The organism is Mesobacillus stamsii (assembly GCF_030814065.1).
GTDB classification, from domain to species: Bacteria; Bacillota; Bacilli; order Bacillales; family Cytobacillaceae; genus Mesobacillus; species Mesobacillus stamsii.
Genome location: NZ_JAUSUN010000001.1, coordinates 133,907 through 153,538 on the forward strand (window position 1 = coordinate 133,907; position 19,632 = coordinate 153,538).

At 41.9% G+C, this 19,632-nt stretch carries 25 protein-coding genes; 3 read left to right on the forward strand and 22 right to left on the reverse strand.

The genetic code is table 11. The features are described from left to right. Nucleotides 1–5: 5 nt before the first annotated feature. The 8 genes from J2S25_RS00705 to yoyC form a co-directional block, all read right to left on the reverse strand. On the reverse strand, nt 6–1,406 hold the full coding sequence (locus J2S25_RS00705; protein ID WP_307190974.1) for a sensor histidine kinase: 1,401 nt from the start codon (nt 1,404–1,406) through the stop codon (nt 6–8). Next, nucleotides 1,403–2,083 carry a response regulator transcription factor gene (locus tag J2S25_RS00710; RefSeq protein WP_044394703.1) on the reverse strand — a complete coding sequence of 227 codons (681 nt, stop codon included), beginning with the start codon at nt 2,081–2,083 and terminating at the stop codon, nt 1,403–1,405. The genes J2S25_RS00705 and J2S25_RS00710 overlap by 4 nt, the downstream gene beginning before the upstream one ends. A gap of 4 nt (nt 2,084–2,087) precedes the next feature. Beyond that, nucleotides 2,088–3,050 (reverse strand): YncE family protein, encoded by a 963-nt coding sequence (locus J2S25_RS00715; RefSeq protein ID WP_044394705.1) that lies wholly within the window; start codon nt 3,048–3,050, stop codon nt 2,088–2,090. Between the two features lie 135 nt (nt 3,051–3,185). Next, nucleotides 3,186–3,479 carry a rhodanese-like domain-containing protein gene (locus J2S25_RS00720; protein ID WP_307190975.1) on the reverse strand — a complete coding sequence of 98 codons (294 nt, stop codon included), beginning with the start codon at nt 3,477–3,479 and terminating at the stop codon, nt 3,186–3,188. Nucleotides 3,480–3,500: 21 nt separating this feature from the next. After that, nucleotides 3,501–3,866: a rhodanese-like domain-containing protein gene (locus J2S25_RS00725; RefSeq protein WP_044394388.1), complete on the reverse strand. Its 366-nt coding sequence runs from the start codon at nt 3,864–3,866 to the stop codon at nt 3,501–3,503. A 123-nt stretch (nt 3,867–3,989) separates the two neighbouring features. After that, a complete protein-coding gene (locus tag J2S25_RS00730) occupies nt 3,990–4,253 on the reverse strand; it encodes a metal-sensitive transcriptional regulator (RefSeq protein ID WP_044394389.1) in 264 nt (87 codons plus the stop codon). A gap of 12 nt (nt 4,254–4,265) precedes the next feature. Next, nucleotides 4,266–4,592 (reverse strand): rhodanese-like domain-containing protein, encoded by a 327-nt coding sequence (locus J2S25_RS00735; RefSeq protein ID WP_044394390.1) that lies wholly within the window; start codon nt 4,590–4,592, stop codon nt 4,266–4,268. A 189-nt stretch (nt 4,593–4,781) separates the two neighbouring features. Further along, nucleotides 4,782–5,066, reverse strand: a complete 285-nt coding sequence (gene yoyC, locus J2S25_RS00740) for a protein YoyC (RefSeq protein ID WP_044394391.1) — start codon at nt 5,064–5,066, stop codon at nt 4,782–4,784. A gap of 106 nt (nt 5,067–5,172) precedes the next feature. Between yoyC and J2S25_RS00745 the strand changes: the two genes are divergently transcribed. Continuing rightward, a complete protein-coding gene (locus J2S25_RS00745) occupies nt 5,173–5,412 on the forward strand; it encodes a hypothetical protein (protein ID WP_044394392.1) in 240 nt (79 codons plus the stop codon). A gap of 117 nt (nt 5,413–5,529) precedes the next feature. On the opposite strand, the gene J2S25_RS00750 is transcribed toward J2S25_RS00745, so the two are convergent. From J2S25_RS00750 to deoD, 5 genes are all read right to left on the reverse strand, one after another. After that, a complete protein-coding gene (locus tag J2S25_RS00750) occupies nt 5,530–7,032 on the reverse strand; it encodes a lmo1851 family serine protease (RefSeq protein WP_307190976.1) in 1,503 nt (500 codons plus the stop codon). A 196-nt stretch (nt 7,033–7,228) separates the two neighbouring features. Then, nucleotides 7,229–7,435, reverse strand: a complete 207-nt coding sequence (gene copZ / locus J2S25_RS00755; RefSeq protein ID WP_044394394.1) for a copper chaperone CopZ — start codon at nt 7,433–7,435, stop codon at nt 7,229–7,231. A gap of 29 nt (nt 7,436–7,464) precedes the next feature. Continuing rightward, nucleotides 7,465–9,861: a heavy metal translocating P-type ATPase gene (locus J2S25_RS00760; RefSeq protein WP_307190977.1), complete on the reverse strand. Its 2,397-nt coding sequence runs from the start codon at nt 9,859–9,861 to the stop codon at nt 7,465–7,467. Between the two features lie 198 nt (nt 9,862–10,059). After that, nucleotides 10,060–10,911, reverse strand: coding sequence for a M15 family metallopeptidase (locus tag J2S25_RS00765; RefSeq protein ID WP_307190978.1), 852 nt, complete (start codon nt 10,909–10,911; stop codon nt 10,060–10,062). Between the two features lie 130 nt (nt 10,912–11,041). Further along, on the reverse strand, nt 11,042–11,746 hold the full coding sequence (deoD, locus tag J2S25_RS00770) for a purine-nucleoside phosphorylase (RefSeq protein WP_044394397.1): 705 nt from the start codon (nt 11,744–11,746) through the stop codon (nt 11,042–11,044). A 184-nt stretch (nt 11,747–11,930) separates the two neighbouring features. On the opposite strand from deoD, the gene yoyE reads away from it, so the two are divergent. Continuing rightward, entirely contained in the window at nt 11,931–12,062 is a 132-nt protein-coding gene (yoyE, locus tag J2S25_RS00775) for a protein YoyE (RefSeq protein WP_277813885.1), read from the forward strand. A gap of 30 nt (nt 12,063–12,092) precedes the next feature. On the opposite strand, the gene J2S25_RS00780 is transcribed toward yoyE, so the two are convergent. Both J2S25_RS00780 and J2S25_RS00785 read right to left on the reverse strand, forming a co-directional pair. Then, entirely contained in the window at nt 12,093–12,221 is a 129-nt protein-coding gene (locus tag J2S25_RS00780) for a hypothetical protein (RefSeq protein ID WP_277813886.1), read from the reverse strand. Further along, nucleotides 12,218–12,391 carry a YozD family protein gene (locus J2S25_RS00785; RefSeq protein ID WP_084221838.1) on the reverse strand — a complete coding sequence of 58 codons (174 nt, stop codon included), beginning with the start codon at nt 12,389–12,391 and terminating at the stop codon, nt 12,218–12,220. Before J2S25_RS00785 ends, J2S25_RS00780 begins: the two co-directional genes overlap by 4 nt. A gap of 136 nt (nt 12,392–12,527) precedes the next feature. Between J2S25_RS00785 and J2S25_RS00790 the strand changes: the two genes are divergently transcribed. Beyond that, entirely contained in the window at nt 12,528–12,698 is a 171-nt protein-coding gene (locus J2S25_RS00790; protein WP_157841630.1) for a hypothetical protein, read from the forward strand. Here J2S25_RS00790 and yodN read toward each other — a convergent pair. From yodN to J2S25_RS00825, 7 genes are all read right to left on the reverse strand, one after another. Continuing rightward, nucleotides 12,695–13,393, reverse strand: coding sequence for a germination protein YodN (gene yodN / locus J2S25_RS00795; protein ID WP_307190979.1), 699 nt, complete (start codon nt 13,391–13,393; stop codon nt 12,695–12,697). The genes J2S25_RS00790 and yodN overlap by 4 nt on opposite strands. 118 nt (nt 13,394–13,511) lie before the next feature. Beyond that, entirely contained in the window at nt 13,512–13,733 is a 222-nt protein-coding gene (locus J2S25_RS00800; RefSeq protein ID WP_044394399.1) for a YozE family protein, read from the reverse strand. Between the two features lie 188 nt (nt 13,734–13,921). After that, nucleotides 13,922–14,203, reverse strand: a complete 282-nt coding sequence (locus J2S25_RS00805) for a YokU family protein (RefSeq protein ID WP_044394400.1) — start codon at nt 14,201–14,203, stop codon at nt 13,922–13,924. Further along, nucleotides 14,200–15,639 (reverse strand): lysine 2,3-aminomutase, encoded by a 1,440-nt coding sequence (gene kamA, locus J2S25_RS00810; RefSeq protein WP_307190980.1) that lies wholly within the window; start codon nt 15,637–15,639, stop codon nt 14,200–14,202. Before kamA ends, J2S25_RS00805 begins: the two co-directional genes overlap by 4 nt. A gap of 206 nt (nt 15,640–15,845) precedes the next feature. After that, the gene (locus J2S25_RS00815) at nt 15,846–17,234 is read right to left on the reverse strand and encodes a sigma-54 interaction domain-containing protein (protein WP_307190981.1); all 1,389 of its coding nucleotides are present in this window, start codon (nt 17,232–17,234) and stop codon (nt 15,846–15,848) included. Nucleotides 17,235–17,285: 51 nt separating this feature from the next. Beyond that, a complete protein-coding gene (ablB, locus tag J2S25_RS00820; RefSeq protein ID WP_307190982.1) occupies nt 17,286–18,152 on the reverse strand; it encodes a putative beta-lysine N-acetyltransferase in 867 nt (288 codons plus the stop codon). Between the two features lie 58 nt (nt 18,153–18,210). Beyond that, a complete protein-coding gene (locus J2S25_RS00825) occupies nt 18,211–19,632 on the reverse strand; it encodes an aldehyde dehydrogenase family protein (protein ID WP_307190983.1) in 1,422 nt (473 codons plus the stop codon).

A 19,632-nucleotide genomic window follows, 5' to 3' on the forward strand; every position in this document is an offset into this window, starting at 1 on the left:
TTTGATCACTCTATTACCGGAAAATAGAGATGAATGGTAGTACCTTTTCCGAGCTCGCTCGTAATCTCCATCCTACCATCATGAAGCTTTACTAATTTATCCACGATAGCCAGCCCCAATCCTGTTCCACCATCTGATCGAGATCTTGCCTTATTTACTCTGTAAAAGCGATTTGTCAGCTTGGCAATATCTTCAGCCGGTATTCCAGTCCCTGTATCCTGGATTTCAACTGCGCAGCCATACAGATGTTTGTAAAGCCTGATGGAGATCATTCCATCTTTTTCAGTATAGCGAATAGAGTTATCGATGATATTCTGCAAGATTTGTTCGAGCCTGCCTTCGTCTCCGTTAATAATGATATCTGGATCGAGATTCAGTGACAGGCTGATATTTTTTTCCCTCATAGCAGGTCCATATTTGAGAAGAAAATCTTCAATAAGCTGAGCCAGTGAAAACGGGCTTTTTACAAGCTTGTATTCTTCGGCATCCAGCCGTGAAAGATCAAGTAAGTCCTCGACGATTTTCACGATTCGGCCAGACTCCCTGTTGATGAGTTTTAAGTATTTATTTCTTTCTTCAGGATCTTTGATTATTCCTGCTTCCAATGCTTCACTATAACCTTTTATATAGCTGATAGGGGTCCTCAGTTCATGGGATACATCCGCAAGGAACTCGCGCTTTTTTTCATCTTCCTTTTGAACGGATTCAGACATATGGTTAAAGGCCTTGGCAAGCTCGCCAATCTCATCATTCGATTGAATGTCCACACGGGCCGAATAATCTCCATCAGATACTTTTTCGGCTGCCTGTTTCATTGCGGCAAGCGGCCTTGTAAGCCGGTGAAGCATTTTAAACCCAAGAAAAGCGCCTATAACAATAAACAGTACTCCGCCAATCAGCCAGAGGATCGAAAAATCAACGGTTAATTCGGAAATCTTTGCTAACGGAACATATAAGTAAATAATCCCTTCCAGCCTGCTGTGATCAAGCAGAGGAATAGCCACCGCAAGAATTTTGCGCCCGAATCTCTCTTCGAAACCAGATTTTATTACTGGCTCACCTTTTAATAACTGCTGCCGTTCATCTTGGCCAATTAGTGTCTGATAATCAATCGCATAGGGCAGACAGGCACTTAACTCTTTAGGATTGCTGACTAGAAAAACCTCTGATTCTGATTTTTCATTGTACCACTCCACTTGTTGCTTCATATCCTCCGACAGCGGTCCACCTTGATAGTCGCTTGCAAGGCGGTACCCTTCTTCCAATAACGATTGTTCCACAATATCGACATACAGTTTCTCATAAAATAGGTAAGATAAGAAAAACGAATAGAAAACCGTGATCAAGATTGTCACAGTTACCGTCAGCCATAACTTTTTAAATAGGCTGTCTGAAAAAGTGGTCATCCTGCCGGCACCTCAAACATATATCCGACTCCCCATATTGTTTGTATGTAATCACCTGTACCAAGTTTCATACGCAGTGTCTTAATATGAGTATCCACGGTTCTTAAACTGCCATGGTAATCCATTCCCCATACATAATCTAGCAGTTGTTCTCTACTAAGGGCCTGGCCCTGGTGCTTAACGAGAAAGACAAGCAGCTCAAATTCTTTAAGCGTCAGCGGAATAATTTCACTGCCAACACTAACCCTTCTTCCCTTTTGATCGATCGTGATTTTTCCAACATTCATTTTCTCATCTTCATTCTTAACAAATGAAGTCCTTCTTAACAGTGCATTGATTCTTGCTACTAGCTCTCCTGGACTAAATGGCTTAACTATGTAGTCATCCCCTCCTAGCTGGAGACCCTTCACTTTATCCCATTCCTCTCCTTTAGCTGATAAAAAGATGATTGGAAGCTGGGAAAAAGCTCGTATTTTTCCACAGACAGCAAAGCCATCCTCATATGGCATCATAATATCAAGAATCACCAGGTCGAAAGGTTGTTCTTGCAGCTTCCTTAAGCCTTCTACGCCATCCGCTGCATGAACACATGAAAAACCTGAATTTTCCAAATACATTTGAACGAGATTACGCATATCCTCTTCGTCATCGATGATCAGAACTTTTACGGAATTCATCTGGTTATCTCTCCCTCGTAACTATTTGAAATGGGCCATCGCCAACTTTCAGCGTCTTTTCTATTTTTAAGCTTTCGGGATTAATGATATACACCTCGTTGCTATCATAACCAGCAACAATCAGCTTATCCTCAAAGGCTTCCATTTCAAACGGATTTGCACCTACTTTGATTGAATCTTCCTTTTTTCCGTCACCCGATAATTTATACAGCGTATTGGATCCATGGCTCAAAACAAAAATATCGTCTGCGATTTTTGTAAAATCCACTGGCATGACAGGAGCGGGGATCTCTTTTTTTAACGTTCCGGTTGCCAAATCATAAATATGAATCCGCTCTTCAATTTCGGTTCCTTTACCATGTCCGCCAATCCATAACTCGTTTTTTTCTGTATTCATGACAGCTCCTGCTGCTGCAGGGTGAACTTTAAATCCTGGAAGCTTCTCATTTTTCTGTAAATCAATAACAGTAACCTTCTCCTGGTTGTAGCTGACAACATAAAGTTTGTCCTCTGCTTCAAGCATGGTCAAAGGGTCTTTTATCGCTCCCACCTCATTTACTTCTTTCCCATTAATATCAAAAAAGCGGATGCTCTCACGATTTTGATCAGCAAAAGCTATTTTCCCATCCCCTACTAACAAAGAGTTAACGATCCCTTCCCCTGTTTCCCAAGAATCAATTTTTTCCCCTTTGCTTAATGAATAAAGATCAGCCGTATCCAAGGTTTTTCCGTATAATAGAAGCGTATCCTTATCTGGAAGGATCATTCCGCCAATATAGGGGCGGTCAACCTCCCAATCAGGCAATTTTTCTTCTTGATCCATATCATAAAAAGAAACGGTCATTTCCTTAATATTCACTGTCGATATAATAGAAGAATCCTTTGAAATTGGTGTATATGATTCGAAAGAACAGGCAGATAACAAAGCAGTGAAAACCACTGCCGCTAACAAATTAGTCCGCTTCATAATGAACTCCTTTTCTTCCACAAGTATCTTCAATCATTATATCGCTAATTTGTGATAAAACTATGAAATCGACCGTAGCTGAACGAGCAAAAGATCATGCAAAAAGAGACAGCCTTGGCCGTCTCTTTTGTATTATTATTCAGTTGGACCTTGCCAGGACATCATGCCGCCTTGCATATTAATCACATTATATCCGTAATACTCAAGAAATTGTGTTGCTCTTGAACTGCGGGCCCCAGAGTGGCAAACCAATACATACGTTTTGTTTTTGTCCAGTTCGTTCATCCTGAACTCAATAAGTCCGAGCGGAATATGAATCGCACCAGGAATTTTCCCTTGGGCAACTTCACTTACCTCGCGAACGTCGACAACTTCAAATTCATTAGAATTTAATTTTTTTTGCACTTCTAGTGGTGTCATTTGACGCATTCTTCTTTTCCTCCTCAACCATTACCAGGCACTCATGCCGCCCTTTACATTCGTTACATTTTTAAATCCAGCTTTTTTCAATAACTTGCTTGCCTGGCTGCTTCGCATGCCACTCTGACAAATAACTACTACATCTTTTTCCTGAGAAAGTTCTCCTGTGCGATTTGCCAGCTGCTGAAGTGGGATATTTTTAAACCCTTTAATATGGTTCCCTTTGTATTCTCCAGGAGTTCTCACATCGACAAATTGAGTTCCAGCAGCCTTTGTCTTCACCATTTCGCGAAGCTGCGCTGTCGTGATCTGATTCACACCTTTCGTGGGAGCAAAGCGCCACCATAAAAACGCCACAGCTAAAACAACGATTAATACATTTAATACTACATCCATCCAGTTACACCTCATTAGCTTTATAGTAGTTCATATGGAGAAAAAAGGATTATCTTACTCTATCTTTATACCTATACGGGTATTTTAAGTGACAAAAATCACATTGTCAAGACAGAAATTGATTTATTTTCTGCTTTTGACAAGCAGGTCTACTGCATCGTTAACGGCTTGGGACGTCTCCCGTCCCTCCTGCAAATCAGTGATCAAGCATTGTTCAAGATTCTTGCTGACGATCAAGGCAATTGTGCGATCAACTGCAGAGCGGATTGCTGACAGCTGAGTTACGACTGACTTGCATTCTTCCTGTTCTTCTAATAAGCGGATGCTGCCCCTTACCTGTCCTTCAATCCTTTTCAGCCGATTGACTATTTCTTTATTGTACTCCACTTAAGCCACCTCCTATTGTGATGGTCCAGTAATGGTATAACCCTTGACATCATAGCCGTATTTTTTCAGCAATCTTGCTCCAAAATTTTTTTCGATTTCATTGGAAGCTATGAGGATAATTTGTTCGTTCGGAATTTCCTTAATATATCTTTTTAAATACCCACATGGAATATTAATTGCTCCATTGACGGGATTCTTAGCTGAATCCTGATAATCTCTCAGGTCGACAAATATTGCTCCATGCTCATCGCCATTTACCACTTGAAGATTCCTAACGGGTACATAGCGGTTGAAGATCAAGGTTAACAATAGGAGAACGATGATTAAACCTGTTAGCAACTACTCTTCACCTCTTATAAATTCTTGTTCATCACTGAACTTATAAGATAGATTTTATACCATTAGGGGTATAAAAGCAAGGGGCATGATGATATTTTTCTCAATAAAAAAGGGCGTAAACTATCTTTTTTGTTCAGAAACATTCTATTCTGCTGACTGCAAGAAAAAAACGATTGCCAATTTGGACTCTTACTTTGCGTCATCCCGTTGAATAGCATCGGCGATTTCCAAATGCAATCGAATTAACATGACTTTGCTATCAGTTGACAAAGATGATTCGATAATCCTCTTTGTTGCAAGATAGTATTTATCTTTCAGTGATTTTCTTGCGCGCGGATGAGTGTTCTCATCTTTTAAATCCCTTACTATCGCTCCTTTAAGAGTCTCTGCTGGCGTCTGAGCTGACCCGAGCCGACGATTGTTCCAAATCCTTCTGTACTCATCTAGCAATTGTTCATATTCTTCTGCCTTCATTTTTGTTGCCTCCTGGACGGTTTTCCGTGTCTGTACTTTGTATCGTTACATAATTGCGCAGGACAATGCAAAAAATAACGATAAATGACTGAAAAGGAGCTAAATTATGAGCAAACCATATCGTTGTCCTAATTGCAAGACCAATCGGACCAGATTCAATATGATTTCCCAGATTCCTCAGCCTGTTAAATTGAATCCGCAATCTGGCGAGATTGTTGAACAGTATTCGAATGACCAATTGGATCCCTTTCATCTTCCTTATAAAGGCCCAGAACTGAAAATCCAATGTGCTGCCTGCGGTCTAGTAGAGGATGAAAAAACCTTCGCCAAATTCGGCGAGCGGTAAGGCAAGATTCGCTTCGTCTAATTTACGAACTAACAAAATAGCGAAAATCTCCAGCAAAAGCTGGAGATTTTTAAGTTGCATTATGGCAGATAGGCACTCCCTCACGTTACTCGACGGTTATTTCGCCATCTCTTGCTTTAATACTTCAAGCGCCTTCTGGATTTGCGGATCATTTTTGCTAAGCTGTTCTCGCAACGCATTCATTAGTTCGATTGTTGTGCTTCCTTTCAGAATCCCTGTTGGTTCGATCTTTTTTGATGTTTGAAATTTGCTGACTGCTTGCTTCGTTTTTTCATCAAAGAAACCATCTTCCCTACCTGGGTCATAACCAAGCGCCTTCAGCATTTTTTGAGCTGATTTTACTTGATCTGATGCGGTTGACACGGTCAATTCTGTTTCTGGGTCGATAAACGGCAGGGAAGCGTACTCTGGCATAGCCACTTCATAGTCTGGTTTAATACCCTTTTTATGGATCCAATTCCCTTTAGGTGTCAACCATTTATCTGTTGTAAATTTCATATTTGAACCGTCTAAAAAATCTTCTGCTCGCTGGACAGTGCCTTTGCCGAATGATTTTTCACCCACCAAAGGAACGTCGGCAGATTCACTAACAGCTCCCGCAAGAATTTCCGATGCGCTGGCGCTTCCTTTATCGATGACCACTACGAGAGGAAGTTCGTTGCTATTTTTATTTTCAGATGGATACTTCTTGACATTGCCATTGCGGTCTTCCACCTGAAATAGGATCTCTCCTTCAGGAACAAATAGACTTGATATTTTGATTGCCTGATCAAGAAGTCCGCCTGGATTTTGGCGAAGGTCCAAGACAAGCCCTTTCATCCCCTGCTTTTTTAAATCATTTAAAATAGTTACTAATTCATTCGAAGTGTTTTGTGAGAAATTCGTTATCTGCACTTTAGCAATTCCATCCTCAACCATCTCTCCATATACGGTTTCAATCGGAATCGTGTCTCGGGTGACCGTTATATCCACCAGTTTTTCTGCCCCTTGGCGAAGAATGGACAACTTTACATCAGTCCCTTTTTCACCCCTAATGAGCGCCACGGCTTCAGTCGTACTCATGCCTTGAAGACTTTTGCCGTCAACCGAGATTATTTTATCCTCTGGTTTGAGTCCTGCTTTTTCCGCTGGAGATCCTTTTAGGGGAGTGACGATGGAAATGGAGCCATCTTTCTCCTGAATTTCCGCGCCAATCCCCTCAAATGAGGACGACAGACTTTGATGGAAATTCTTCGCATCTTCTTGGCTCATATAATCCGAATACGGATCATCCAATGAAGAAAGCATGCCGTCAATCGCCCCATTGATCAGTTGGTCCTGATCAACATCCTGGTAATATTCCTTTTTCAATGTATCATATGCGTCGTAAAGCTTTTCAAATTCTTCCCTATCCTTGATAACCTGCACTGCTGGCTTGTCGTCGCCGAAAGCAAGCGCAAAAGTAGTAATTCCTGCAGTTAAAAAGACAAGAACAAACAACAGCATTGCAAAGTGGAACTTTTTAATCTGAAGAAAACTATTTTTGGTTTCTGTTTCTTCTGCCTTGTTCTGGCCATCAAGCTCTTGTTTGTTTTCTTCATTTTTATTTTGCTGATCCAACCTTTTCACCACTTTCCAATCAAGCTTAAAATCCTTAATGATTAGAATAACATTTTTAACGTGAATTTAACAGAAAAAAGGGCTTTAAATATGAAATATCCTAATGTGAATCAATTTCATAATTGCTTTATTCCTAAAACACAAAAAAGGCTGGCAATGTCCATTTCTTGAACTAGTTGCCAGCCTCTTTTAAAGTCTATTCTACATCGTAGCCTTGCTCTTCAACCGCTGCCTTCATTTTGCTAATTTCTGCTTTCGAAGCATCGTATTCTACTTCAGCAGTTCCCTCTGATAATGAAACCATTACGCTAGCAACACCATCGACACCCATTATTGCGTTTTTGACTGCATTTTCACAGTGTCCGCAAGTCATACCTGATACTTGTAAAGTTGTTTTTTCCATTTTCATTCTTCCTCTCTTATTTAAAAATTTTATAACTTAATCCGCTTCAAACGAAGGGAGTTAGTCACTACAGAAACAGAACTAAATGCCATTGCCGCTCCAGCTAACCATGGCGCCAGTAGTCCCAAAGCAGCTATCGGGATACCAGCTGAGTTGTATGCCAGTGCCCAGAATAAATTTTGCCGGATGTTTCGCATGGTCTGTTTACTTAATGATATTGCTTTAGGAATCAAGGTCAATTCTCCACCAAGAATGGTAACATCAGCAGCTTCAATGGCGACATCGGTCCCTGTTCCAATCGCTATCCCGATATCGGCAAGGGCAAGGGCGGGTGCGTCATTGATTCCATCACCAACCATTGCGACTTTCATCCCTTTTAGCTGAAGCTCTTTCACATGGTTTGCCTTTTCTTCTGGCAGTACTTCTGCGATGACATGATCGACGCCGACCTGTGAGGCGATTGCATGAGCAGTACGCTTATTGTCACCGGTTAGCATATATACTTCAATGCCCATGGATTTTAGCTCTTCAATCGCCGTTTTGGCTGTATCTTTGACAGTATCTGCCACGGCAACTATCCCGTTCACTTCATGATCGATGGCAATCAGCATGGCTGTTTTTCCATCCGTCTCAAGCTTCTCCAGCTGATCTTCGTATTTGTCAAATACGACTCCTGTTTGTTTCATTAACTTTCTGGTTCCGACTAGAACTTTTTCGCCCATGATAACTGCTTGAATTCCGTGTCCTGGTATCGCGGAAAATTCATCGACCTGAACGACGTCAATTTGATTTACGGAGCCATACTCTACAATCGCCTCAGCAAGAGGATGTTCTGATGACTTCTCGGCTGATACCAAATACTGAAGGACCTTTTCTTTTTCGCCGAAAATTTCTATATCGGTTACACTTGGTTTCCCTTTAGTAATTGTTCCCGTTTTATCAAGAACAATCGCATTAATTTTGTGGGTAGTTTCTAAGTGCTCACCGCCCTTAAATAAGATCCCATTTTCCGCACCTTTCCCTGTTCCCACCATAATGGAGGTTGGGGTTGCCAGTCCAAGTGCACAAGGACAGGCGATAACGAGTACAGCAATTGCTGTTTCAAGGGAAGATGCAAAATCTCCCGGGGTGATCAAGAAATACCAGACAAGGAATGTGACGAGCGCTATCGCAACGACGATTGGTACAAAGATACCGGAAATTTGGTCTGCTACACGCTGGATTGGCGCCTTACTTCCTTGTGCATCTTCAACTACCTTGATGATGCCTGCTAGGGCAGTGTCTTTCCCCACCTTAGTTGCCGTCATTGTCAAGGTACCATTTTTATTGATTGTTGCACCGATTAAAGTATCGCCTGCAGATTTTTCAACTGGGATAGACTCCCCTGTAATCATAGCTTCATCAACTGCTGACTGTCCAGTTACCACCTTGCCATCTACCGGAATCTTCTCTCCAGGCTTCACAAGGACTGTATCATTGACTTTTACATCCTCGATCGGGATTTTTATCTCCTCGCCATCTCTGATAACGGTCGCTTCCTTCGCCTGCAGGTTTAAAAGCTTCGAAATTGCTTCGGTTGTGCGACCTTTTGCAAGCGCCTCGAACAGTTTTCCAACAAGAATCAGAGTGATCAGTACTGCGCTCGTTTCAAAATACAAATGAGGCATATAATTCGGATTGCCGATTGTTTTGATAGCTTCTACAAGACTATAAAAATAGGCAGCGGAAGTACCAAGAGCAACAAGGACATCCATATTGGCGCTTTTGTTTTTTAACGACTTATAGGCACCTACATAAAATTGGCCGCCAATCCAGAATTGGACTGGTGTCGCCAGTAGCAATTGAAACCATGGATTCATCAGCAGCTGCGGCATCGGCAAGCCAGTATCCCAAGGAGAATGACCAATCATTGTGTACAACAGCGGAAGCGACAAAAGAATGGAGAGCAATAATTTCCTTTTCTTCGCGTGAATTTCCTCTTCTTTTTGCAATGCCTTTGCTTCCCGCTGAACCTTTTCCTTGGCATCATAGCCAAGATTCTGTATCTTTGCGATAATTTGATCCACCGATAGGACCGCACTGTTGAACTCTACTGTTGCAGATTCAGTAGCCAGATTGACAGTGGCTGACTTCATTCCACCCATTTTGTTCAGAACCTTTTCAATCCTGGTGGAACAGGCCGCACAGGTCATGCCGAATACATCTAAATCCATTTTATCGACTCTGACGCCATACCCTAGATCATTTATCTTGGCGAAAATTTCATCTGCTTTGATTTTTTCGTTATCGTATTGTACGGAGGCACTTTCCATCGCCAGGTTTACAGTTGCTTCGACCCCATCTATTTTATTGAGGATTTTTTCAATCCTTGTGGAGCAGGAAGCGCACGTCATGCCTGTAATATCAACAGTCATTTGTTCTTTCATCGATTACACCCCGTTTCCCACTGATTTTCGTTTTGTTATTGTTTCTTCACCATTTACTATACCCCTGTATAGTATATTAATCAATGAAAATATTTGTTTTTTCTTTGCAAAGTTGAGTAATTTTTCGGATGTAAATCGCGGTATGTTGCGAAATTGAGCTTGTTTAAATCAAAAAGCCCGACTTGCAGTCAGGCCCTCCTATATTTTCTTGACGTTATCAAAATATTCTTCAAGCGTCCAGTTATTCTTATAAATTTCTGTTGCCACTTTGATGCCAACATACCGAAAATGCCATGGTTCATACATATAGCCGGTCAAATCTTCCTTTCCTTTTGGATATCTTAAGATAAAGCCATAATTATGAGCATTGTTGGCCAGCCAAATTCCTTCTTTTGTTGATCCAAATTGTTCATTCAGATTAAATTGATTGCTTCTGCTTGAGATATCCATTGTCAAGCCTGTTTGATGTTCACTGGTTCCGGGCTTTGCGACTGCCTCGAGCGCCTTTTCTTCCCCTACATGATTAACCTCAGCTTTGAACAGTGTTTCCTGTCTGGCATATGATCGGTACCCGGAAACGGCAGCTAGTTCCATTCCTTCTTTCCTAGCTGCTGCGAACATGGTTTCCATTGCTTCCGCTGCCTCTTTCCTCATTAAGCTCTTTTCAAGCTTTTCATCTCCAAAAGAGAATTGTACTTTCGGCCTGACCAAGTCTTCGGGAATATAATTTCCTGGCAATCCAAAGATCTTATTGACAAGCGCCAATGTGTTCTGGGGGTTTTGAATTATATTTTTCCCATCCGCATTCTGAATCACATTAAAATAGGCAGCTTCAAGTGTCAATCCTTCTTGTTCTGGCTTCTGTTGCTGTGGAGTTTCGGGTTCCGTGTTGGTCTTTTCTGGCTGCGAGACTTCTGTTGGTAGCTCTTTCTGTTTATCTTTTACAACTAATTTTTCACCCAAATAAGGTATTTTCTCTAAATAAGGCTCCACAGGTGCACAGCCAATTAACAATATCGGTATCGCGATTGCAAGAACAATTTTTTTCATTATTTCCACCCATCTTTAAACTTTTAAACAATACCATCATTCTAACATTTTTCAGCAAACTTACGAATGGCCTTTTTTCCCATTAACGAATAAAACCCTATCCTGAGGAGGAAAGGGTATTCAAAAATGATTATTCTTTGATGGCTGCTTCAAGTGCTACTTCGATCATGTCATTAAAGGTTGTTTGGCGTTCTTCTGAGGTCGTTTCTTCCCCCGTCAAGATATGATCACTGACTGTCAGGATCGAAAGAGCTTTGCGATTGAATTTTGCCGCCAGAGTATAGAGGGCTGTGGTTTCCATTTCAACCGCTAAAATTTGATACTGGGCCCATTTTTCTAATTCTGCATGATCATTGTAGAACTGGTCAGCTGTGAAAACATTGCCCACTTTAAGGTTCAAGCCTTTTTCCAGGCCGGTGTTGTAAGCTTTATATAACAAATCAAAGTTTGCCGTAGCTGCATAGTCCACTCCGCCAAAAGTAAGACGGTTCATTTGCGAATCAGTGGATGCGCTCATTGCCAAAATAACGTCGCGGACTTTGACATCCTTTTGGATAGCTCCACAAGTGCCCACGCGTATTAGGTTTTGTACATTATAACCAGTCATCAACTCATTGATATAGATGGAAATGGATGGCACTCCCATGCCAGTTCCTTGCACAGAAACCCGCTTTCCTTTGTAAGTCCCTGTGTATCCAAACATATTTCTGACTTCATTATATAACCTTGCATCATCAAGGAATGTTTCGGCAATGTATTTTGCCCTCAACGGATCCCCGGGAAGCAATACGGTTTCTGCAATTTCATTTTCTTTCGCACCAATATGTACACTCATTCAAATAATCCTCCATCCTATAGGTTGCTACCTCAAAACTATACCATAATATAGTTAAGCAGGAAAATCTTCGTTTCATGACAATTTTGTTAAAAGAGCAAGCTAGGAATAGCTTTACCGAAGCTGAAATAAAACATTCTCTAATACAGAGTACTTAAAAAAAGACATGAAGGAGATTGAGCTAATGGGTAAAAAACATCGCAATCGCATCAATTCACCTAAGAAAAACAACCATATCCCACCTGAAGCAATCGCTGCCGAGCAAGAAGCACACGGCAAGGAATTTTCAGCTAAAGGACGAAAGAAACAAGGATAGAAAAATGACGATGAAGCTTTGGCTTCATCGTCACATGAAAATTTTCAGCAGTATCGTACAATTGTATCCTGAAGCTTTTGCTGCAAGGTTTACATTTTCTTTGATCAATAAAAAGGCTGATTCATCGAAATCAGCCCTTTCCATCTGTGTTCTTCTCAATCCATTTCATCCTTCTCATCGATGATGCATTTTTCAATCAGATATTCAAAGGTGATATCCGCGATTTCTTCTAGTTCTTCCTCCGTGGGAACGTATCCCCTTTTTACCAGTTCATGAAAGAAAAATTCAGCAATCTCCTCTGTATCGATTATAACCTCAATCTCTTTCACAGATTCGCCCCCCTTTATTCCAAATGTATGATAGATTCCCCTGTTTCATGCCGAGTATGATCGTTTCTCAGAAAATTGTTCTGACCTTTTTTGGACAAGCATAGAATGGAATAAATCAATGACGAGGTGATGTTTCATGAAGGCAATAGTTACGTTTACAGAGATGTTCGTTAAGGATGTCAATAAAGAAAACAGTGTGATTGTAGAGTTATTTGGCAGAATCGTAAATGTCCTATTTAAGATTTTTCTATCGGCTGGAATTCCCTATTTTATTTATTTACTGCTCGAGTTTTCAAATCGTTTTTAAACATGGCTTTTTCCATCATTGTTAACAAGCATGGACAGCTTGCGGATGATCACTCGCATTACATGGGCATACTCCTCATCTTTGAACCATTTATATAATATCCGGTAGTCATTGTAAATATCAAGCAAATGATCAATTGTCATCCTTCTACTAATGATTTTTCGCAATTCTTCCTTTTCCCCTGCACGGGGCTGACGGGATATTATATCGAGGTTTCCCGATGGCTTCACGTCTTTCTTAGCAGAAAACAAAAATCCCAGTTTTTGAATAAAGGTGTCTGCACTTTCCGAATCTGCCACGAGTTTCAGTTCTTCTTCTCCAGCTTCAAGCCATTCCCCATCATGAATCCTCGAGAGTTCATATATTACATCCTCCCAAGCATCTTCCTTATAACGCCATATTTCCGTCCTGAAACCAACCACTCTAAACAAGTCCGAATCATATCCTTTTACATGGACGATATCGCCGAAGAAGTATTTATACTCGATATCGATCTTTTCCTGCTCGATCAGCTTCCCTTCATATTCAGAGATCCGCTGCAAACTGGTTTCTAAATACAAACCTTCGCTCTTATTTATCTCATATACATGAAGGCCATCAAGCCACTTTATATCGGTCACTTTCCCAACGGTACCGTAAATAGTGATCACGACTGTATCACCAATGTGAAACTTAGGTTGCTTCCGTTTTTCCATTTCCTCCATCTCCTAAAACGATGAGTCGTGAATTGTGTTACCACAGTATATGCACCATTCTAAAAAATCGCCACGCCCAGCTGGAGGATGAATGATACTTGAATATATTTTCGCCTGTTCAGCTTTCTGTTAAAATATATTCCTCCCATGCCTCATCAAAGACAGACATGCTTTCAGGATATTGTCCGTTCATTTCCAAATAGGAACTTATTTCATCATAGTTTTCGGAGTTTTTTGGAAAGGCTAGATCATCGTAAGCAGCGTTTGCGAACCTGCTGATCGCTTCCATTGGTTTTGTGGACCGATATTTCATCAGAAAGTGATAAAAACTTTTATACATATATGAACGCCTGCCTAATGATATAATTTGTCTGTCCATACTATATCGAATTGTTCACTGTCCGTCCACATATAAGAAAGCTTTGAGCACCTTCCCAATCTGAAAAGGTGCCGCTTTTATTGCCATCTTGCTGATTTTTCCATCTCCAGCAATGCCCATATACTATTCATCATTAAAATTGCCACAGTTCATGATGTAAAATCAAAGTAATTTCGCTTCAGTAATCTTGGCTGTTCCATCAATTCTTCGAAGGTGATGATTTTGGCCAGTTTTTTCGTGTCGATTAAGAACAACTGGTCTTCGATTTCCTTTGTGATCCATTCAGTCTGGTATGTCATTTGACAGTCAAGACAATGGACTGCTGGTGTACCCTCAATTTCGATTGCTTTCGTTCCATCCGGAAGTTCCCAATAGACTTTGTCTGTGACTGGTTTGATCTTTTCACTGCTGCACCATTCGCACTTTGTCATGATTCACTTCCCTCTCCTGTTGAGAACGTCTCCTGGGATTCTTGTTCTTGAGTTGTTTTTATTTGTTGTGCTCTGAATTTCTTTTCTTTCAGTTCATCCCGCTTTTCCCGTCTATCCTTAAGGGATGCATGAGCTGGGTCTTCCTCGTACTTTTCACGGCGATCAATCCTGCTAAGTCCTTCTGGAAGTAAGTTGAATTCACTGTCATTCATAATGGCTGCAATTCCAGTATTGGATTTTTTCTGCTCGTAATCAGGATATACCTGTTTAAAGTATCCTTCCGCTTTGCCTGGAACATAATTTTCAGGTTCAGGATAAGAGGTAATGACACCTTCGAAATTTCTCAGCACAACTTTTTCCGGACTTTGGGAAATCAAATAGTTTGGCTGCAAGGAGATTTTTCCTCCTCCACCAGGTGCATCCACTACAAATGTAGGTACGGCATAACCGGATGTATGGCCTCTTAAGCCTTCGATAATTTCAAGACCCTTTGTCACAGGAGCACGGAAATGGCCAATCCCTTCGGATAGATCGCACTGGTAAATATAGTAAGGGCGTATGCGCATTTTCACAAGGTCATGCATCAGCTGTTTCATGATGGCGACACTGTCATTAATGCCTGCAAGGATGACCGATTGATTTCCAACGGGAACGCCTGCATTTGCAAGCATTTCACAGGCCCGTTTTGAGTCCTCGGTAATTTCGATTGATGTATTGAAATGGGTATTCAGCCAAATCGGATGATATTTTTTGAGGATGGAACAGAGATTCTCGGTAATGCGCTGCGGAAATACGACAGGTGCCCGGGTACCTATGCGGATGATTTCCACATGATCAATTTCGCGCAAATTTTTCAAAATATACTCAAGGATGTTGTCGTTGATCAGTAGGCCATCGCCACCTGAAATTAGCACATCGCGTACTTTTGGAGTGTTCCTAATATAGTGGATTGCCGCATCCAGCTGTTTTTTTGCAACCCCCATGCCGATTTGTCCAGAAAATCTGCGGCGGGTACAATATCGGCAGTACATAGAACATTGATTGGTAACAAGGAACAATACCCTGTCAGGATATCGATGAGTCAAGCCTGGTACAGGCGAATCCTCATCTTCGTCCAGCGGATCTTCTAAATCGTATTTTGTTTTGTGGATTTCCTTGGATATAGGGACGGACTGCATCCTTACCGGGCAGCGAGGATCATCTGGATTCATTAGTGAAGCATAATAGGGTGTGATATTGAGCGGGATCGTTTTTGTTGAGATCCGGACTCCTTCTTCTTCTTCAGGAGTCAAATGGATGACTTTTTTCAAATCATCTAGCGTCCTGATTGTATTGGTAAGCTGCCATAGCCAGTCATTCCATTGCTCTTCGGTTACATCTTTCCAGAGCTCGATCTCTTTCCAATGCCTTGCTGGCTTATATAATGTTTGTTTCATTCCGTTTCCCCCTAACTTTTGATACGTTTTTATAAAGCAAGTTTCATGCCATAATAGTCCAATATATCGAAATCCATCATTCCCGTTGTGATAGAAAGCACTTATTCTGGTAAGAAAAGCACTGGAGCTGAACAATTCTCAGAGGAATTTTATATTTTCTTATTCTTTTAAAAAAATAACCTGCCGAAAGTTCGGCAGATTATGACTCAATGGATATTTAATTTCTTTATTTTGTATTGCAGAGTTTGTCTTGGAATATCGAGCAGAATTGCTGCCTGGTGGATTTTTCCTCCGGATATTTCAAGCGCATTCCTGATCAATTGCACTTCAAATTCCTTCAGATTTTCTCGCAATGCCAATCCAGAAATGCTGTTCCCTGGCTTTTGGGCAAAATTTTTCAACATTAGTGGAAGATCAGCAACAGTCAGTTGGTCCCCTTCACAGACATTCATCATGTACTCAATTGTATGCTTCAGTTCGCGTACATTTCCAGGCCAAAGATGGGTAAGGAAAGTAGACTTCACATTTTCATCCAACCCGGTAACCTGCTTCCTCAACTCAAAATTGTAATGGCTTATAAAAAGTTCGCTCAAAAAAAGGATGTCTTCCTTTCTCTGCCTTAAAGGAATCAATTCGAACGTTAAAACATTTAGCCGATAAAAGAGGTCGGTCCGCAGCTTGTTTTCTTCCATCGCCTTCTTCGGGTAGACATTCATCGCAGAGATGACCCTGACATTCACCGACGTCACTTTCGTGCTTCCGATTCTTCTGACTGCCCCATCTTCCAAAACGCGCAGCAATTTAGCCTGGAGGCCGAACGGCATCGAATTCAGCTCATCGAGAAATAGCGTCCCTCCGTTTGCCAGCTCGAAAAGTCCTGGCCTGTCCACTGCTCCGGTATAACTTCCTTTAGAGGTTCCAAATAGAATACTTTCCAGCAGGTTTTCGGGTATGGCGGCACAATTTTGGGTTATGAACGGGCCTGATACCCGCTTTGAAGCATGATGGATGGACTGGACGAAGAGTTCTTTCCCAGTACCGCTTTCCCCATAAACCAGAATGGGAGAATCAGATTTCGCCAGTTTTTCAGCCTTTTTTTTGACGTTTATAAACGACTGATTTATCGTCAGCACGTCACGGAACGTATAGCCGACCTGCTGCTTTACAGCCATGCCATTCCGGGGTGTTAAATCCTTTTGAATTTCGACCAGACGTTCAGAAAGCTGTTTTATCCTCGAATAATCTTTGGCAATCTCAACAGCCCCTATCAGTTCTCCCTCGACAAAAATTGGCAGAGTTGTATTGACTGTTTCAATTTTCCTTCCGTGCAAATTAACAAAGGCTTGTGTTTCATGATAGATCGGCTTTTTTGTTTCGATCACCTTCAATAAGGTGCTGGATTGATTATTCAGTGAAGGAAAAACACTCAAGAGCGGCTTCCCAATAACTTCGCTAATTTTCAATCCATCATGGGTTGCTGCCACTTGATTATAAAATATCGTGATACCTTCTGTATTGACGACATGGATAGCCTCATCGATGCATTTCAATATTGCGCTCAAGATTTCTTCAGTAACATTGAATACGGAATTCAAGCCATCACACTCCCATATTAAGTATAGGACAGAATGCCGAAAAACTGTATTCTACTGCCTAAAATTTGGCGCTTTTGCCAAATCCTTCGACCAAACGTTCATATTTTCCATTTTATTGTAAATATAAACATTGTTCACCAGCCTGCCACGATAGGCATAGCCCAATTGATGCAATGCCGCATTCATACCGAATGATAATGACCTCGCAATGGAATAAGCGCAAAAGATCCCTTTCTCGATCAGTTCTGCCTCTATGCGAGCGAGGAGGACTTTCATCAAGCCATGCTTCCTATGCTCTTTTGCTGTCGCGCAATCAGTTATTTCCGCATTTTTGTAAAAAAGGTCCACATCAGCGGAAGCCGCGCTTACAATCTGGCCATCATCGACAAATCCATAGTAAATACTGCCTTCTGTCATTGTTTTGACAATATAATCCGGGTCGTTTAGCGGGGTTGGATAGATTTGAAAGACTTCTTTGTATAACTTGGATAAGCCGTGGACATCTGCTTGATGCAGTTTCTTCATCACATATGCACCAGGAAGAGGGAGCTTCTCGTCGGTCTCAGCCAACCGAAAGACCGTTTTTATGATTCCCTCCTCTTCGGTCCAATGCGGTGTTGCTTTTCTTTCATCACTAAAAAACTTTGAAAAGAATAGGCAATCAGAACCAAGGAAAAAGCCATCAATGCTTGCCTCAAAACGATACCCATACTCAAGTAGCTGCGTAAAATGTTCTCTTCTTCCTTTAATAATCAATTTATCAACCTTTTCGTTCGCCGCCAGCTCTTCTGCTCGTTTCAAAACTTCCGATAAGTTGCCCAAATAATCTTCTACTCTCACTCGTTTGTTTTGTTTGTCGAGATAAACAGTCATCTTGCTATTCGTATTTGATACAACGATCGTTTCCGCTAAACGCATTGCCATTCCCCCATGTGTCTGTAGATGAAAAGCCTGGCTTTCAGACCAGGCTTTCGGTTCAATCTAGTTTGAATGATACAAGCTTCAGTTCAGTCATTTCTTCAACAGCGTACTTGACTCCTTCCCTTCCGGTCCCGCTTTGTTTGACACCACCATAAGGCATATGGTCAACCCGGAAAGTTGGAATATCATTGATCATCACACCGCCAACGTGCAGATTCTTGGCCGCACGGAAAGCTTTTTGAAGATCATTCGTATAAACACCTGCCTGAAGGCCAAACTGCGATTCATTGACCTGGGTGATGGCATCATCAAAGTCTTTGTATGTGTTGATATGGACAACTGGCGCAAAAACTTCCTCACAGGAAATTTTATCAGTCGGTTTTGCATTCAGAAGCACAGTAGGCTTTAAGACCTGCTGTTCGCTCTCCCCACCGAGGACAAGCTCGGCTCCTTGCCCCACTGCATCGTGGATCCAGGATAGGGCCCTTTGCACATCCCCCGCACTGATCATGGCAGCGACATCTGTTTCTTCTTCCATTGGGTCGCCCACTTTAAGGCGCCCTGCTTCTTTGACGAACTGCGAAACAAATTCCTCGGCAATATTTTCATGGACGTAAATTCGCTGGATCGATATGCAAACCTGCCCCTGATTTGAGAAGGCACCCGTCACGATTCTTGGCATTGCCTTACTAAGGTCTGTTCCTTCGTCGACAATCAATGCAGAGTTCGCACCTAGTTCAAGCGTTACTCGTTTCAATCCAGCCTTTTCACGAATATACGTACCGACTTCGGGACTACCGGTAAATGTCACTTTTTTCACACGATCGTCGGTAATCAAGACGTCGCCGACACTTTTCCCGCTGCCCGCCACTACATTAAGGGCACCTGCCGGCAATCCTGCCTTATGGAAGTATGAGGCGATTTTAAAGGCAGATAATGGCGTCTGGCTCGCTGGCTTCAGAACGACTGTATTTCCCGCTGCAATCGCTGGTCCGACCTTATGGGCAACGAGGTTCATCGGAAAATTAAATGGGGTAATCGCGGCGATGACCCCAAGCGGCTCTTTAACCGTATAGGCGATCCGACCCTCGCCGCCAGGAGCTGCATCCATTGGGATTGTTTCTCCTTGAATTCTTCTCGCTTCTTCTGCGGCAAATGTATAGGTCATGATAGTCCGGTCGACCTCTGCCCGTGCTGCTTTCAATGGTTTGGAGGATTCCTCAACGATCAGTTTGGCACATTCTTCCCGGTCTTCGGCGATATAATCGGCCACTCTTCGAAGAATATCGGCGCGGTTATAGGCATTCATTTCCGCCATTTGCCCCGCCGCTTCAGCTGCAGAGTCGATTGCTCTGTTTACCTCTGCGCTAGTAGCATCTGCTACTTCGGCTATTTGACCTCCTGTATAAGGATTAAACAATGGACGGTAATTTTCCGCTTCCACATTTTCTCCATTGATCCATAAATTCTGTTTCAT

Coding starts and splice junctions, on each gene's coding strand:
- J2S25_RS00765 (WP_307190978.1), bottom strand. CDS start 10,911: ATGAAAAAAATTGTTCTTGCAATCGCGATACCGATATTGTTAATTGGC.
- J2S25_RS00745 (WP_044394392.1), top strand. CDS start 5,173: ATGAGCAAACCATATCGTTGTCCTAATTGCAAGACCAATCGGACCAGA.
- deoD (WP_044394397.1), bottom strand. CDS start 11,746: ATGAGTGTACATATTGGTGCGAAAGAAAATGAAATTGCAGAAACCGTA.
- copZ (WP_044394394.1), bottom strand. CDS start 7,435: ATGGAAAAAACAACTTTACAAGTATCAGGTATGACTTGCGGACACTGT.
- J2S25_RS00805 (WP_044394400.1), bottom strand. CDS start 14,203: ATGACAAAGTGCGAATGGTGCAGCAGTGAAAAGATCAAACCAGTCACA.
- J2S25_RS00705 (WP_307190974.1), bottom strand. CDS start 1,406: ATGACCACTTTTTCAGACAGCCTATTTAAAAAGTTATGGCTGACGGTA.
- J2S25_RS00760 (WP_307190977.1), bottom strand. CDS start 9,861: ATGAAAGAACAAATGACTGTTGATATTACAGGCATGACGTGCGCTTCC.
- J2S25_RS00715 (WP_044394705.1), bottom strand. CDS start 3,050: ATGAAGCGGACTAATTTGTTAGCGGCAGTGGTTTTCACTGCTTTGTTA.
- J2S25_RS00710 (WP_044394703.1), bottom strand. CDS start 2,083: ATGAATTCCGTAAAAGTTCTGATCATCGATGACGAAGAGGATATGCGT.
- J2S25_RS00825 (WP_307190983.1), bottom strand. CDS start 19,632: ATGAAACAGAATTTATGGATCAATGGAGAAAATGTGGAAGCGGAAAAT.
- J2S25_RS00790 (WP_157841630.1), top strand. CDS start 12,528: ATGAAGGCAATAGTTACGTTTACAGAGATGTTCGTTAAGGATGTCAAT.
- yoyE (WP_277813885.1), top strand. CDS start 11,931: ATGGGTAAAAAACATCGCAATCGCATCAATTCACCTAAGAAAAACAAC.
- J2S25_RS00800 (WP_044394399.1), bottom strand. CDS start 13,733: ATGTATAAAAGTTTTTATCACTTTCTGATGAAATATCGGTCCACAAAA.
- J2S25_RS00725 (WP_044394388.1), bottom strand. CDS start 3,866: ATGGATGTAGTATTAAATGTATTAATCGTTGTTTTAGCTGTGGCGTTT.
- yoyC (WP_044394391.1), bottom strand. CDS start 5,066: ATGAAGGCAGAAGAATATGAACAATTGCTAGATGAGTACAGAAGGATT.
- ablB (WP_307190982.1), bottom strand. CDS start 18,152: ATGCGTTTAGCGGAAACGATCGTTGTATCAAATACGAATAGCAAGATG.
- kamA (WP_307190980.1), bottom strand. CDS start 15,639: ATGAAACAAACATTATATAAGCCAGCAAGGCATTGGAAAGAGATCGAG.
- J2S25_RS00720 (WP_307190975.1), bottom strand. CDS start 3,479: ATGCGTCAAATGACACCACTAGAAGTGCAAAAAAAATTAAATTCTAAT.
- yodN (WP_307190979.1), bottom strand. CDS start 13,393: ATGGAAAAACGGAAGCAACCTAAGTTTCACATTGGTGATACAGTCGTG.